The 14383-nt window shown below is 43.7% G+C and carries 14 protein-coding genes; 10 read left to right on the top strand and 4 right to left on the bottom strand.

Going from position 1 to position 14383, the window contains the following annotated elements; all coding sequences use genetic code 11:
• Positions 1-51 precede the first annotated feature (51 nt).
• Complete coding sequence (locus tag LCD32_RS16805) at positions 52-294, top strand: hypothetical protein (RefSeq protein WP_052320430.1); 243 nt, start codon at positions 52-54, stop codon at positions 292-294.
• 71 nt (positions 295-365) lie between these two features.
• Positions 366-1364 carry a S66 peptidase family protein gene (locus tag LCD32_RS16800; protein ID WP_224564303.1) on the top strand — a complete coding sequence of 333 codons (999 nt, stop codon included), beginning with the start codon at positions 366-368 and terminating at the stop codon, positions 1362-1364.
• A gap of 217 nt (positions 1365-1581) precedes the next feature.
• Here the strand turns inward: LCD32_RS16800 and LCD32_RS16795 are convergent, their stop codons facing one another.
• The 3 genes from LCD32_RS16795 to cls all read right to left on the bottom strand — a co-directional run bounded on the left by LCD32_RS16795 (position 1582) and on the right by cls (position 4081).
• Complete coding sequence (locus LCD32_RS16795) at positions 1582-1836, bottom strand: hypothetical protein (protein ID WP_008343494.1); 255 nt, start codon at positions 1834-1836, stop codon at positions 1582-1584.
• Positions 1837-1909: 73 nt separating this feature from the next.
• Positions 1910-2872, bottom strand: coding sequence for a UV DNA damage repair endonuclease UvsE (uvsE, locus tag LCD32_RS16790; protein WP_224564300.1), 963 nt, complete (start codon positions 2870-2872; stop codon positions 1910-1912).
• Positions 2873-2884: 12 nt separating this feature from the next.
• Entirely contained in the window at positions 2885-4081 is a 1197-nt protein-coding gene (cls, locus tag LCD32_RS16785; protein WP_224564294.1) for a cardiolipin synthase, read from the bottom strand.
• A gap of 143 nt (positions 4082-4224) precedes the next feature.
• Here cls and LCD32_RS16780 point away from each other — a divergent pair, with 143 nt between their 5' ends.
• The 6 genes from LCD32_RS16780 (at position 4225) to LCD32_RS16755 (ending at position 11111) form a co-directional block, all read left to right on the top strand.
• Positions 4225-6336, top strand: a complete 2112-nt coding sequence (locus LCD32_RS16780; protein WP_224564290.1) for a (Fe-S)-binding protein — start codon at positions 4225-4227, stop codon at positions 6334-6336.
• Between the two features lie 103 nt (positions 6337-6439).
• Entirely contained in the window at positions 6440-7615 is a 1176-nt protein-coding gene (locus LCD32_RS16775; RefSeq protein ID WP_224564287.1) for an acetyl-CoA C-acetyltransferase, read from the top strand.
• A 19-nt stretch (positions 7616-7634) separates the two neighbouring features.
• A complete protein-coding gene (locus LCD32_RS16770; RefSeq protein WP_224564284.1) occupies positions 7635-8498 on the top strand; it encodes a 3-hydroxybutyryl-CoA dehydrogenase in 864 nt (287 codons plus the stop codon).
• An 11-nt stretch (positions 8499-8509) separates the two neighbouring features.
• Entirely contained in the window at positions 8510-9622 is a 1113-nt protein-coding gene (locus LCD32_RS16765; RefSeq protein WP_224564281.1) for an acyl-CoA dehydrogenase family protein, read from the top strand.
• A 16-nt stretch (positions 9623-9638) separates the two neighbouring features.
• Positions 9639-10781, top strand: coding sequence for an acyl-CoA dehydrogenase (locus LCD32_RS16760; protein WP_017360057.1), 1143 nt, complete (start codon positions 9639-9641; stop codon positions 10779-10781).
• A gap of 132 nt (positions 10782-10913) precedes the next feature.
• The gene (locus LCD32_RS16755; RefSeq protein WP_017368219.1) at positions 10914-11111 is read left to right on the top strand and encodes a hypothetical protein; all 198 of its coding nucleotides are present in this window, start codon (positions 10914-10916) and stop codon (positions 11109-11111) included.
• A 13-nt stretch (positions 11112-11124) separates the two neighbouring features.
• On the opposite strand, the gene LCD32_RS16750 is transcribed toward LCD32_RS16755, so the two are convergent.
• Positions 11125-11598: a DUF2798 domain-containing protein gene (locus LCD32_RS16750; RefSeq protein WP_224559426.1), complete on the bottom strand. Its 474-nt coding sequence runs from the start codon at positions 11596-11598 to the stop codon at positions 11125-11127.
• A 377-nt stretch (positions 11599-11975) separates the two neighbouring features.
• Between LCD32_RS16750 and rpoE the strand changes: the two genes are divergently transcribed.
• The gene (gene rpoE / locus LCD32_RS16745) at positions 11976-12512 is read left to right on the top strand and encodes a DNA-directed RNA polymerase subunit delta (RefSeq protein WP_017368217.1); all 537 of its coding nucleotides are present in this window, start codon (positions 11976-11978) and stop codon (positions 12510-12512) included.
• 238 nt (positions 12513-12750) lie between these two features.
• Entirely contained in the window at positions 12751-14358 is a 1608-nt protein-coding gene (gene pyrG / locus LCD32_RS16740) for a glutamine hydrolyzing CTP synthase (RefSeq protein ID WP_017360053.1), read from the top strand.
• Positions 14359-14383 lie beyond the last annotated feature (25 nt).

Raw genomic sequence — 14383 nt, 5'->3', positions numbered from 1 at the left:
ATGGAATGTTGATATACTATAAGGCAATTGGATTCAAAAGGAGAGGATGGCTTGAGTGAAACGGCAAAAACAGTCATGATCAAAAGCATTCACTATGTGACGCTCGTTGGCTTATTTATCTTAATCATTCCCGCTGGACTCAATCCAGTCTTTTTTTATGTGGGAATGATTTTGTTTGGCATCAATACTGGAGTGAACATCATAGGTAGTTCTCTGAGCAAAAAAAAGATATTTGCGACGCTCGCCATCAGTTTTGCTGTCATATTGTTTGGGCTGTTTAAGCTCTTATATTAAATCTTAGCCCTTTTGAAAAAGGGCTTTTTTTGCTAGGATAGTAAAAACTCGTGTAGGAAGGATCTGATGGAATGAAGGGGCTTCGGCGTTTACAGAAGGGCGATAAAATAGGTATTTATTCTCCCTCAAGTCCAGCATCTGCTACCTCGCCTCTTAGGTATGAGCGGGCGAAGGAATGGCTTGAACAAAAAGGATTCATTGTGGTACCAGGATCATTAACAGGGAAAGAGGATCACTATCGTTCGGGAACGATTCAAGAACGAGCAGCTGAGCTGAATGAGCTGATGGCGAGAGAAGATTTGTCCTGTATCATGTCGATGATCGGGGGGACGAACTCGAATAGTTTGCTGCCTTATCTCGACTTTGAGCTGCTGAAAAAGCATCCGAAAATCATGATTGGTTATTCAGATGCGACGGCGATTCTTTTAGCGGCTTATGAAAAAACGGGTCTGCCTGTTTTTTACGGGCCTGCACTTGTGCCGTCTTTTGGAGAGTTTGAACCATTTGTCAATCATACATATCAATCTTTCGAGGACATTCTCATTCATCCGCAGCCCATCCCATATCAGGTGAAAAAACCGCCCTTCTGGACGGACGAACGGATCAACTGGGAAGAGAAAATACGAGAAAAAGAAAAACGTCCAAACGATTGGATGTGCGTCATTGAAGGGCAGGCAGAAGGCAGACTGATCGGCGGGAACCTAAATGCCATGTATGGCATATGGGGAAGTGAATTCATGCCTCAAATCCAAAAGGGCGATATCCTTCTCATTGAAGATTGTATGAAAACCGCCTCCATCGTCGAAAAGAACTTCTCTCTGTTAAAGATAAATGGTGTGTTTGAACGGGTATCTGGTATCCTTTTAGGGAAACATGAGCTGTTTGATGATGAAGGGACGGGCAAAAGGCCGCACGATCTCTTACTTGAAGTACTGGGAGATACAAAGAGGCCGCTCATTGCGGAATTTGACAGTGCCCATACGCACCCGATGCTCACGATGCCAATCGGTACACAAGTAAAAATGAATGCAACGTCACGCGAGGTTTGGCTGACAGAAGCATGGATATAAGAAAAAGAGCAGCCCTAAGGCTGCCCCAGCGTGTAGACAAACCCTCGCATTCGGTGTCAGTCCTGCGTGCCGGTGCTCACGAATGTGACATTCGCTCCGCGCCGGTACTCGTCCTTCCTAGACTGCAAAGGTTTTCAACTACGCTGAAAAGAAGACAAAGGGATAAAATAAAGTTCATTTTATCCCTTTGTCAGCCTAAGGCTGCCTTTCTTTACGATTACGAAGCATTCTCTTTTTCAAATGGCTGAAGGAGGTCTTGTGCCTCTTTTCCTTCTACCACGATTAAATAGTCTGATTCTAAATGAGTGAGCCTAAAGGTCTCTAGCTCTACGATGTTCTTAATGTTGCACATTGTTTTTTTAGAATATACATATAAACGATGCTGAGCGTGCTGGCACTTTTCGTATAGAGAAATAAGCTTATGTAAATTCAATGCTTTCGCAGCAATTCGGATTGAATAGATTTGTGACATCTTCATATCCTCCTGTTAAATACTTTCTCACAATAGCTTTGTTACCCCCGTTGCGATAGAGGTAAACCTTTCTCTACGATTTCCACTCAATGGTGCCTCCGCCCGTCCGCCGATTGCCTCTGATCGCTGACAGCTCCTCAACAAGACGGAGTAAGGCCTGATCCTTTTTCTTTGCCTCAATCATAAAATCCACATCACGACCATACGGCTTTAAAGCTTGAAAAAGTGGCAATACAAAGGACATCTCCACTCCATCCGCATGGCTTCGTATCGCCTTTTCTGATTTTGGTGAGGATAAGTGGATTTTAGGCGGTATGCCAGTGTTTGCCCACGTGTCAAACACTCTTGGCAGAATGTCATCAAGTGCCGCATCATCATCTTTGTTTGCCATATGATGGTGGTAATCAAATACAAACGGGATGCCATGCTTTTCACAAACATCAAGCGTTTCTAATGACGTGTATGTTTTGTCATCATTTTCAAGCGTCATTCTCGCCTTGATATGTGCAGGAAGCTGCTTTATATTTTCATCAAAACGCTGTAAAGCAGATGCCTTGTCGCCATATGCACCTCCGACATGAATGTTCATATAGCCTTCCTTTTCAAGCTCCATGGCCTCAAGCATTTCATAATGATAGGTCATATCAATGACGGCGTTTTCTGTAATGGAAGGTTTTGGACTTGTGAACAAAGTAAATTGATTGGGGTGAAAGCTCACTCGTAATCCGTGCCGCTTTACGAGTTGACCAATCTCTATAAATTCTTTGCGAAAGGGTGTCACAAAGTCCCACCGCACCTCAGGATGGGTGGCGAGCGGGACAATCGAGCTTGAAAAACGGTAAAGCGGAATATCATGGGCAATCGCAAAATAAAGCGTTCTTAATGTATTGGCGAGGTTGGCTTTCGTCGTTCGCAATAGAGCCTCTGTCCTCTCTTCCTTTGAGAGCTTACTGTATCTTGCAAAGGTCAGCGACTTGGCAGGTGAAGCTTCCCATAAAGTGACGGCGTTGGATACATAACCAAATCGATAACGCATAGGTCAACTCCTTTATAAAAAATACGAGAACAGGGCGCCTATCCACTCAATTGGACGCGTGAGAAGTGGGCGTTGTTTGTATTTTTCTTCAGTCATCAGTTCTGACACTTCCATGTGTTCACGAATCTTTTCCTCTACATGTGCGGTGAAGGCGGGATCATCAATGGCCACATCCACTTCTTCGTTGAAAAACAAACTTCGTTTATCAAAGTTCGCTGTACTGATCATACAACGGCTATGATCGATGAGAATGGCTTTCGCATGATAAAACCCTTTATAAAAACGATACACAAGACATCCAGCAGCAATCAGATCTTTCAAATAATGAAATCCAGCTTCTTTCACAAGCGGGTGATCTGCCTTCATTGGGATGATGATGTCGACAGTCACGCCTCGCTTCCGTGCGTCAAGAAGGGCGCTTAGAAGAGGAGCGGATGGAATAAAATAGGGCGTGCAGATGGTGATTTGCTTTTTCGCCTGTTGAATATCGTGAAGAAATAAGGCTTCTAAAGAAAAACCTGCCGTCGCACGTGTAGTGCACTGTAATGTTCCCGGTTCCAGTGTAGGAAAAACCTCGTATTGCAGCTGGTGAATACCAGATGACCGGTACAAATCATTCAGAAACACGTGCTGGAGGTCTGCGACAACCTGTCCTGTCATGCGCAGGTGATAGTCTTTCCAAATGCCAAACCTGCCGTTTTTCCCTACATATTCATCGCCGATATTAAACCCGCCAATGTAGCCGATCTTCCCATCGATCACCGTGATCTTCCGGTGATTTCTCATGTTCAAGCGATAAATGAAAAAAGGAAAACGTGGTTTGTTTAAAAAGTAAAATTGAATGCCACTTTTTTCGAGCATCTGAATGGATGTTTGATCAAATGGATAGGAGCCTAACCGATCAGTGAGCAAAAAAACCGAAACACCTTGTTCTGCTTTCGCTTTAAGTGCTTGCAGAATCCTTTGCCCAATCTTGTCGTTCTTTACAATAAAGAACATCATATGAATAGAAGAAGAGGCTTGCTGTATATCCGTAAGCAGCTGATCAAACAGTGGTTCGCCATCATGATAAAAAACTGCATCGCCGCTTGTTTGGTCAAAAGACCGTTCAAAAGCATGGGTATAAAAATATTTTCTCCCTATATAAAGATCTAGCCTGACGAGTAGAACAATGACGAAGACGACGAGTAGAATGATCCATGCGATCATGAAGGTTCCTCCTTTTTTACATATGACGATAGTGTACCCAAATGGGCAAAAAATATTGACTGAATACTCATTCATTATTTATGATAGAGGTACAACATGGAAACGGAACAAAGTGGGTCTTGGGGAATGAAAGGGGGAGCAAGATGAATAGCCTTTTAATTGTTAACTTGATTGCATTTGCGGCAGTGACCGCTTACGCTGTGTATTTGTTTATTTATCTCATTCGAACACGAGCCGCGTATATTCGTCTTGGCAAAAAAGAAGAATTTCAGAAAGACATGAAAAAACGCTTAGAACGTGTTTGGGTGAATGTGTTTGGTCAAAAGAAACTGCTCAAGGACAAGAAGAGCGGCATCATTCATGTGCTGTTTTTCTATGGATTTATTTTAGTGCAGTTCGGAGCCCTTGATTTTATTATGAAGGGACTTGTTCCAGACAGCGGGCTACCATTAGGTCCGCTTTATGGTGTCTTTACGTTCTTCCAAGAGGTAGTCACACTTCTCATTTTAGTGGCGGTGGTTTGGGCGTTCCATAGAAGATATGTCGAGAAGTTAGTACGTTTAAAAAGGGGCTTTAAGTCAGGGCTTGTCCTTTTGTTTATTGGCGGATTGATGCTGACCGTATTACTGGGAAACGGAATGAACATCATTTGGCATGGGCACTCACTATCAGCAACTGAGCCAATTGCTTCCGGCATTGCTTTCTTGCTGGGCTGGCTGTCACCACTTGCGGCAACAATTGTGTTCTATGTCGCATGGTGGGTGCATCTTCTTATTTTACTGACGTTCTTAGTGTACGTCCCGCAGTCTAAGCACGCCCATCTCATCGCTGGCCCGGTCAACGTATTTGTCAGCAGATTGGACCCGCCAGGCAAACTGCAAAAAATTGATTTTGAAGATGAGACACAAGAAACGTTCGGCGTTGGGAAAATTGAAGATTTCCGTCAATCTCAGCTGATCGATCTTTACGCTTGTGTGGAATGCGGACGCTGTACCAATATGTGTCCAGCGACTGGGACGGGGAAAATGCTGTCTCCAATGGATTTGATTTTACGATTAAGAGATCATTTAACAAATAAAGGGGCTGCCATTACATCAAAAACACCGTGGGTTCCGCAGCTTGCTTTCAAGCAGACGACAGGAAATCAGCTGGCATTACAGGCAAGAGGAGCCGGAGCGGAAGAATCTGCGGCGAGCGCAATGTATCATCCTTCTCTCATTGGTGAGGTCATTACAGAAGAAGAAATCTGGGCATGCACGACATGCCGAAACTGTGAAGATCAGTGTCCTGTCATGAACGAACACGTCGACAAAATCATTGATATGCGCAGATACTTAGTGCTGACTGAAGGAAAAATGGACGCAGATGCACAGCGTGCGATGACAAGCATCGAGCGCCAAGGGAACCCATGGGGATTGAACCGAAAAGAAAGAGAAAACTGGCGTGAACTAAGAGAAGATGTTCATGTTCCGACAGTGAAAGAGCTGAAAAAAGCAGATCAGACCTTTGACTATTTATTCTGGGTTGGATCGATGGGTGCATATGACAATAGAAGCCAAAAGATTGCTCTTGCCTTTGCAAAACTGCTCAATAAAGCAGGGGTTTCTTTTGCCATCCTAGGTAATAAAGAGAAAAACTCAGGCGATACACCGAGAAGACTTGGGAATGAATTTTTGTTCCAAGAACTTGCTGCAAAGAACATCGAAGAATTCCAAAAAAATGACGTAACCAAAATTGTCACGATCGATCCGCATGCTTACAATTTATTTAAAAATGAATACCCAGACTTCGGGCTCGAGGCAGAGGTGTACCATCATACAGAATTACTGGCAGAGCTAGTAAAAGAGGGAAAATTAACGCCTATTCATGAAGTGAACGAGGTCATTACTTTCCACGATTCTTGCTACCTAGGCAGATATAACGAGGTCTATGATCCGCCAAGAGATATTTTAAAATCCATTCCGGGTGTGACACTGAAAGAAATGGAACGGAATCGTGAATCCGGGATGTGCTGCGGTGCCGGCGGCGGTTTAATGTGGATGGAAGAAGAGACAGGTACTCGGATTAACACAGCGAGGACGGAGCAGGCCTTACAGGTACAGCCATCCATCATCAGCTCAGGATGCCCATATTGTTTAACCATGCTTGGGGATGGGACGAAAGCGAAGGAAGTAGAAGAGCAGGTCGGCACATTTGATGTCGCAGAACTTCTTGAAAAATCAGTGTTTGGCGAAACGAGAACGCAGGCTTCATAAAGGTGTCAGGCCGATGGATCTACTGTTCATCGGCCGATAGATACCGATGTTTTAAGAGCTGTGCAGCATTTATGTAAGCGGTAACAAATAGGAGGGGAAAGAAATGAGCACGACGGTCATTGTATCTGGAGTGAGAACACCATTTGGAAAACTAGGTGGAACTTTAAGTCGTTTGACTGCTGCAGAATTAGGGGGGATGACGATAAAAGCTGCGCTGGAAAGAGCCTCAAATGTTCATGAAGTGGATGAAGTCATCATGGGTAGTGTCCTTCAAGGAGGACAAGGTCAAATTCCTTCAAGACAGGCAGCTAGACATGCAGATCTCCCTTGGTCGGTTCCGACGCAAACCATCAACAAAGTCTGTGCTTCAGGAATGCGCAGTGTCACGACAGCCGATCAAATCATTCGAGCGGGAGATGCCAATGTGATCGTGGCAGGCGGCATGGAATCCATGTCTCATGCTCCTTATCTTCTGAAAAAAGCACGATGGGGTTACAAAATGGGAGATGGTGCTGTACAAGATGCCATGATTTTAGATGGATTAACCTGTTCGTTTACAGGTGTTCATATGGGTGAGTATGGAAGCATGGCGGCGAAAGAGCTTGGCATTACACGAGAAGAACAAGACCTTTGGGCGTTAAGAAGTCATGAACGAGCCATTGAGGGGCAAAAAAGCGGCTTTTTTAAAAATGAGATCATCCCCGTTACCGTCAAGAATAAAAAAGGAGATCAGCTGATTTCAGAAGATGAAGCCCCGCGGCGTGATACGTCATATGAACGTTTGTCAAAACTGATGCCCGTTTTCGATCAGGCAGGTACGATCACCGCTGGCAATGCACCTGGTGTCAATGATGGTGCAAGTGCGCTTCTATTAATGAAAGACACATACGCCATGCAGCAAGGTGAAAAACCTATGGCAGTTGTGCTTGGGCATGCCCAAGTAGCAGTAGAGGCAAAGGATTTTCCGAAAACACCAGCCTATGCCATCGAAAAAGTGTTAAAGAAAACAGGGAAGCGAGTAGAGGATATCGATTTGTTTGAAATCAATGAGGCTTTTTCAGCGGTTGCATTGGCATGCGAAAAAATGCTTGGACTGGATCGGCGGAAAATGAATGTGAACGGAGGGGCAGTCGCGATTGGTCACCCGATTGGAGCAAGCGGAACACGTATTATATTGACCTTGATCCATGCACTCAGACAAAGAGGCGGCGGGATCGGCATTGCGGCGATTTGCAGCGGCGGGGGTCAAGGTGATGCGATCATGATCAAGGTGGATTAAAAGGGAGGCGTTCATTGTCATGAGTATAGAAGAGACCGTCATGGTCGTTGGGGCTGGTCAAATGGGCTCGGGTATTGCCCAAGTATTTGCACAGTCAGGTCATACCGTCCTGCTCCATGATACGGCAGAGGAGCAGATTCATCGAGCCATTTCCTCTATGACCAAACAACTGACGAAACGAGCAGAAAAAGGAAAGCTGGCACATCAGGCAGTCCGTGATATTACACAGCGACTGGCTGTTTCAACAGATCTAAAGGATGTACAGCAGACGCATTTAGTGATTGAAGCCGCATCTGAACAAATGAAGATCAAAAAACAAATCTTTGAAACCCTCGATCAATTTGCACCTGATGACACGATATTTGCGACAAATACGTCTTCCTTGTCGATCACAGAATTAGCAGCCGTGACGAAGCGGCCTGAGAAAGTGATCGGCATGCATTTTATGAATCCAGTTCCCGTGATGAAACTTGTGGAAGTAATCCGTGCGCTACAAACGGATGATGCCACGTACCAATTTGTTTTTGACACCGCAAAGACATTAGACAAAACCCCAATTGAAGTGGAAGACTTCCCTGGGTTTGTGTCAAATCGCATTTTGATGCCGATGATTAATGAAGCCATTTACACCCTTTATGAAGGCGTGGCAGATGTAGAAAGTATTGACGGCATCATGACGCTTGGAATGAACCATCCAATGGGCCCGCTTCGTCTTGCCGACCTCATCGGGCTCGATACTTGTTTATTTATTATGAATACCCTTCACGAGGGTCTTGGAGATAGCAAATATCGACCTTGTCCTCTTTTGAAAAAATACGTGAACGCAGGCTGGTTGGGCAAAAAGACAAAGAGAGGTTTTTACACTTACCACGACCACTCATAGGGGGAGTCAAGATGGATGTGTTGCTGACAGAAAAACAACGTCTTTGGAGAAAACGAGTAGCAGAATTTGCACGCCAGCATGTATTCCCTGAAATAGAAGCGATGGAACAGGGCGTGTTCCCGAAAACGCTTTTAGCTGAAATGGGTCGGCTAGGCTTTTTAGGCATTCCGATCCCAGATAAGTATCACGGATTAGGGGCAGATTTTACAACCTATATCATGGCGATTCATGAATTATCCAAAGTAAGTGCAACCATCGGTGTCATTGTATCCGTTCATACATCTGTTGTGACGATGCCGATTTTGGCGTTTGGAACAACTGAACAAAAAGAATCCTACGTTCCCAAGCTTGCGTCCGGGCAGAAGCTGGGCGCCTTTTGTCTAACTGAACCGAAGGCAGGATCAGATGCCTCTAGTATTCAGTTGAAAGCAGAGCGCGCAGACGATCACTATGTATTAAATGGAACGAAAATTTTTATCACAAGCGGCGGTGAAGCGGAAGTCTATCTTGTATTTGCCGTGACAGACCCTGCTTCTGCTAAGAAAAATATATCAGCATTCATTGTGGAGAAGGGGACACCAGGATTTACGATTGGAAAAGATGAGAAAAAGATGGGCCTGCATGGATCAAAAACAGTCACACTTCATTTTGACGGTGTTCGAATTCCCAAAAAACAGCTGCTCGGTGCAGAAGGAGAAGGCTTTCGGATTGCCATGTCTAGCTTAAATGCGGGGAGAATTGGCATTGCGGCTCAAAGCCTTGGTATTGCAGAAGCCGCATTAGCTGAGGCAGTGACGTATTTAAAGCAGCATCCAGCGGGCCTTGAAACGACCATTCGGTTGGGCGATCTGGGCACCAAGCTGGAAGCGGCAAAACTTCTTGTCTATCAAGCGGCTTCTTATAAAGAGGCCAATCGCCCTGTCACGAAGGAAGCGTCGATGGCGAAGTTATTTGCATCTAAAACAGCGGTTGATATTAGTACAGAAGTCATCCATTTGCTTGGTCTAGCCGGTTACACGAAGCAATACCGAGCAGAGCGGTACTTTCGTGATGCGAAAATTTGTGAGATTTATGAAGGAACAAGTGAAATACAAAGGCTGGTTATTTGTAAACAGCTAATATGAAGTGAGGTGGCTCATGATGCAGTTCCAATTAAGTGACGAACACGAAATGATACAAAAAATGGTGAGAGATTTTGCGAAAAATGAAGTGGAGCCAACAGCAGCAGAGCGAGATGAAACAGAATCGTATGATCCCGCTATTTTTCGTCAAATGGCGGAGCTTGGTTTAACAGGAATCCCTTGGCCAGAAGAAAATGGGGGGATTGGTAGTGATTATTTGGCCTATGTCATAGCGGTTGAAGAGCTCTCACGAGTGTGCGCCTCAACAGGCGTCACCCTATCTGCTCACACATCACTCGCCTCATGGCCGATCTATACATTCGGAACAGATGAGCAAAAGGAGACGTATTTAAAGCCGCTTGCAGAAGGACAGAAGATCGGCGCATACGCACTGACCGAGAGCGGCTCGGGTTCAGATGCCGGCGGAATGAAAACAACAGCAGTAAAAGCAGGGAATGAATACGTTTTGAACGGGGCAAAGATTTTTATTACCAATGGAGGCATTGCGGATTATTATATTGTGTTTGCTGTTACTGACCAGGATGCTTCATCGCGTAATACAACCGCTTTTATCGTAGAAAAAGAGACGCAAGGCTTCTCAATCGGCAAAAAAGAAAGCAAACTGGGCATCCGCTCATCGCCAACGACAGAAATCATCTTTGAAGACTGTCGTATACCCGAAAGGAACCGGCTTGGTCAAGAAGGCGAAGGTTTTAAGATAGCGATGATGACACTTGACGGTGGTAGAAACGGTATTGCTGCACAAGCTGTTGGTATTGCTCAAGGTGCTCTGGATGCAGCAGTCAATTATGCAAAGGAGCGCAAACAATTCGGTAAACCAATCATTCAGCAGCAAGGCATTGCTTTTAAGTTAGCGGATATGGCAACGGCAATTGAGGCCTCAAGACTGCTCACCTATCAGGCAGCATGGCTTGAAACAAAAGGGCTTCCGTATGGGAAAGAATCAGCTATGTCCAAGCTCTTTGCCGGTGATACAGCCATGAAGGTGACGACAGAAGCCGTACAAATCTTTGGTGGATACGGCTATACAAAGGATTACCCAGTCGAACGATACATGCGTGATGCGAAAATCACTCAAATCTATGAAGGTACACAAGAAATCCAGCGGCTGGTCATCTCACGGAAACTGCTAGATATGTAGAAACCAAGTAAAGACCACCTGATGTGAGGTGGTCTGTTTTTGTCTCAAATGTGAAATCCTCTCCAATGTGATCTCATATCACCTGATCGTTATGGTAAAATTGGAAAAAGAATCAAAATGGAGGTTATCATGATGAACACAACATTGATTGGCATTTTAGGAATCGTCACAATGATCATATGGATTATGGTCTCCACAGAGCTTTCAAATTCTCCAAAAAAGAAGGAAGAAAAAGAAAACAGCCGCAGAAAACTCATTGTACTCATGTCTGCGGGCACTTTATTCACCGTACCTTTGGTTTTTTCACTCATTCAGAATATCCAGCTGTAACATATCCCTTCGACTAAACCGCTGCTGTCTGTTTTAATTTCATCCATTTGAAGAAAACAAAACGGACGAGTGGTCCCATAATCAACATCTGCAAAGGGAACGCCAACATGACATTATGGCCGAAAATCGTTAAGTAATCAGATAGAATCGATTGTGTTTGAAATCCTGTGCCGATGCTTTGAACAACATATCCGCATAAAGACATGAGACACACCATCCCAAACACGATAAAGATAGAAAGAGTAAGAATAAAATAGATTTTCTTGCCTTTTGGGGCAAAACGGTTGGCTGCTTTTTTTGCTGAAGGCCCAACAATACACATCTCAATCAACAACGTGATGGCAAAACCGATCACATAGGTGAGTACACCTTCTAACCATGTCATATGTCCAAGCCGTCCATTTAGAAATAGGTTATAAAAGAACATCACTGAAAACATACAAAAACACATCAAGACACCAAATTGTATATCTTCTTTTTTTGTCATTGGCAATTCGATCAACCTCTCAAAATTAGTCTATTTATTATAGATTTCTGTTTCAATTCGTCGTAAGTGAACATTTTGTGAAGGAATAAATCCCCTTTTTTAAGAAGAGTAAATGGCTTTGTATTCATCAAAAGAGAAGACAAAAAAGCATGCAAAATGTGTACTTCACACATGAATTATGCCAATTCGGCGCAAATGATTGACCGCTAGAGGCTCCTCATGCGAAAAAATCAAAAATTAACATCAATAAAGGTGGCATAAACTCTCCTAATTTGTTTATAATGAGAGGTATGGTTTGTCGTAAGAATAAGGTATAAATACTTATTATTTCACTGATAAATGGATACATACATGTAATAGAAAGGGAGTGTCTGACCTTGAGTTTGAAAGAATACTCACAGGAACAGCTCAAACAAATGTCTTTAGTTGAACTTGCTTATGAAATTTTCAGAGACAGCAAAACACCGATTACGTTTTCCGAGTTAATAGATGAAATTGTCCGTTTGCAAGGGATACAAAAATCTGATCTTGATGATCGACTTGCTCAATTTTATACAGACTTAAATATAGATGGCCGCTTTATTTCGTTAGGTGATCAGAGATGGGGACTTCGCAGCTGGTATCCAGTTGATCAAATCGAAGAAGAAGTTCAGCCAGCTGTGAAAACAAAAGCGAAAAAGAAAAAAACAAAAGCTGCTGTCGTTGAAGAAGACTTCGATGATATTGAAGAGGAAGAAGAAATCGACGAGCTTGAAGAAGATCTTGATCTTGTTGAAGACGATGAGGACCTTGACCTAGATGATGAAGAAATCGATGAAGAGATAGAAGACTTCGACGAAGATGATGATGAAGATGATGACGGCTTAACGGAAATTGATGAAGACGATTTAGACGATGATGAGGAAGACAAATAACCCTCACAAACCGGTCCTGAAAACAGGACAAAACCGTCTTGACTTTCCAGAGTGAACTATGTAGTATGTATTTTGGGCTCTCTAAAAAAGAGTACGTAAAGATACGTTCATTTACGCTCCCTTTCATTTATTTGAAAGGGAGCTTTCTTATTTTTCAAGAGATTTAGGGATACACTCTAAAAGGATGAAGCTGTGCATGTCTAGTCATGCAAGGGTAAAAAAGAGAGGAGCATACGAAATGACAAAGTATATTTTTGTAACAGGAGGAGTTGTTTCCTCACTTGGAAAAGGGATCACGGCTGCATCGTTAGGCCGCCTTCTGAAAAATAGAGGGATGGATGTCACCATTCAAAAATTTGATCCATATATCAACGTAGACCCAGGGACAATGAGTCCATACCAGCACGGTGAGGTATTTGTTACAGACGACGGTGCTGAAACAGACCTTGACTTAGGTCACTACGAGCGTTTCATTGACATTAACTTAAATAAGTACAGCAACGTTACAACAGGTAAAATCTACTCTACTGTTTTGAAGAAAGAGCGTCGCGGCGACTACTTAGGTGGAACAGTACAGGTTATTCCCCACATTACAAATGAAATCAAAGACCGTGTGTACCGTGCCGGAAAAGAAACGGGTGCAGATGTGGTCATTACAGAAATCGGTGGAACAGTTGGAGATATCGAATCCCTTCCATTCCTAGAAGCGATTCGTCAAATGAAGAGTGACATCGGCCGTGAAAACGTGATGTACATTCATTGTACCCTTGTTCCTTACATCCGTGCTGCAGGAGAACTGAAAACAAAACCAACACAGCATAGTGTAAAAGAACTTCGCAGTCTTGGTATTCAGCCAAACGTCATTGTGGTCAGAACTGAAATGCCATTGGCACAAGACATGAAGGACAAAATTGCGCTATTCTGTGATATTGATACGAAAGCAGTCATCGAATGTCAGGATGCAGATACCCTTTATTCGATTCCGCTTGATTTACAAAAACAAGGATTAGACAAGCTTGTATGTGAGCACATGAAGCTTGACTGTCAAGATGCGGACATGACGGAGTGGACGGCGCTTGTTGATAAAGTACAAAACCTTTCAAAACAAGTTACGATTGGTCTAGTAGGGAAATATGTTGAGCTGCAAGATGCATACATTTCTGTCGTTGAATCACTTCGTCATGCAGGCTATGCATTTGATGCGGATGTTCAAATCAAATGGATCAACGCAGAAGAAGTCACAGCAGAAAATATGGCTGATTTCGCTCAAGATGTAGACGGCATTATTGTTCCTGGAGGCTTCGGAGACCGCGGAGTAGAAGGGAAAATCATTGCAACACAATATGCGCGCGAAAACAAAGTGCCATTCTTCGGAATCTGCTTAGGTATGCAAGTCGCATCTATCGAATATGCGAGAAACGTACTAGGTTTAGAGGGAGCACATTCCGCTGAAATTGATCCAGAAACAGCATTCCCAATCATCGACCTTCTTCCAGAACAGAAGGATGTTGATGACTTAGGTGGAACACTTCGCCTCGGCCTATACCCTTGTAAATTAAACGAAGACTCAAAAGCATTTGCTGCATACAATGACGAAGTCGTGTACGAACGCCACCGTCATCGCTATGAGTTTAATAACGAATTCAGACAGCAAATGGAAGCAGCAGGTTTTGTCTTCTCTGGTACAAGCCCAGACGGACGCCTTGTTGAAATCATTGAACTGAAGGATCACCCATGGTTCCTTGCTTCTCAGTTCCACCCAGAATTCATTTCAAGACCAACAAGACCACAGCCGTTATTTAGAGATTTCGTTGGTGCTTCACTACAGGCATCTGAATCAAAATAAAACAAAAAACTGCCGAGAATATCAT

Origin of the sequence: Bacillus sp. RSS_NA_20 (assembly GCF_020165915.1) — a bacterium.
Lineage (GTDB): Bacteria > Bacillota > Bacilli > Bacillales > Bacillaceae > Bacillus > Bacillus altitudinis.
This window is presented reverse-complemented; position numbering and strand designations above follow the sequence as displayed.

What these genes read in the sequence shown, in the direction of transcription:
- LCD32_RS16755 (WP_017368219.1), top strand. Translation starts at nt 10,914, where the DNA reads ATGAACACAACATTGATTGGCATTTTAGGAATCGTCACAATGATCATA.
- LCD32_RS16770 (WP_224564284.1), top strand. Translation starts at nt 7,635, where the DNA reads ATGAGTATAGAAGAGACCGTCATGGTCGTTGGGGCTGGTCAAATGGGC.
- LCD32_RS16780 (WP_224564290.1), top strand. Translation starts at nt 4,225, where the DNA reads ATGAATAGCCTTTTAATTGTTAACTTGATTGCATTTGCGGCAGTGACC.
- LCD32_RS16800 (WP_224564303.1), top strand. Translation starts at nt 366, where the DNA reads ATGAAGGGGCTTCGGCGTTTACAGAAGGGCGATAAAATAGGTATTTAT.
- pyrG (WP_017360053.1), top strand. Translation starts at nt 12,751, where the DNA reads ATGACAAAGTATATTTTTGTAACAGGAGGAGTTGTTTCCTCACTTGGA.
- LCD32_RS16765 (WP_224564281.1), top strand. Translation starts at nt 8,510, where the DNA reads ATGGATGTGTTGCTGACAGAAAAACAACGTCTTTGGAGAAAACGAGTA.
- LCD32_RS16795 (WP_008343494.1), bottom strand. Translation starts at nt 1,836, where the DNA reads ATGTCACAAATCTATTCAATCCGAATTGCTGCGAAAGCATTGAATTTA.
- uvsE (WP_224564300.1), bottom strand. Translation starts at nt 2,872, where the DNA reads ATGCGTTATCGATTTGGTTATGTATCCAACGCCGTCACTTTATGGGAA.
- LCD32_RS16760 (WP_017360057.1), top strand. Translation starts at nt 9,639, where the DNA reads ATGCAGTTCCAATTAAGTGACGAACACGAAATGATACAAAAAATGGTG.
- LCD32_RS16775 (WP_224564287.1), top strand. Translation starts at nt 6,440, where the DNA reads ATGAGCACGACGGTCATTGTATCTGGAGTGAGAACACCATTTGGAAAA.
- cls (WP_224564294.1), bottom strand. Translation starts at nt 4,081, where the DNA reads ATGATCGCATGGATCATTCTACTCGTCGTCTTCGTCATTGTTCTACTC.
- LCD32_RS16750 (WP_224559426.1), bottom strand. Translation starts at nt 11,598, where the DNA reads ATGACAAAAAAAGAAGATATACAATTTGGTGTCTTGATGTGTTTTTGT.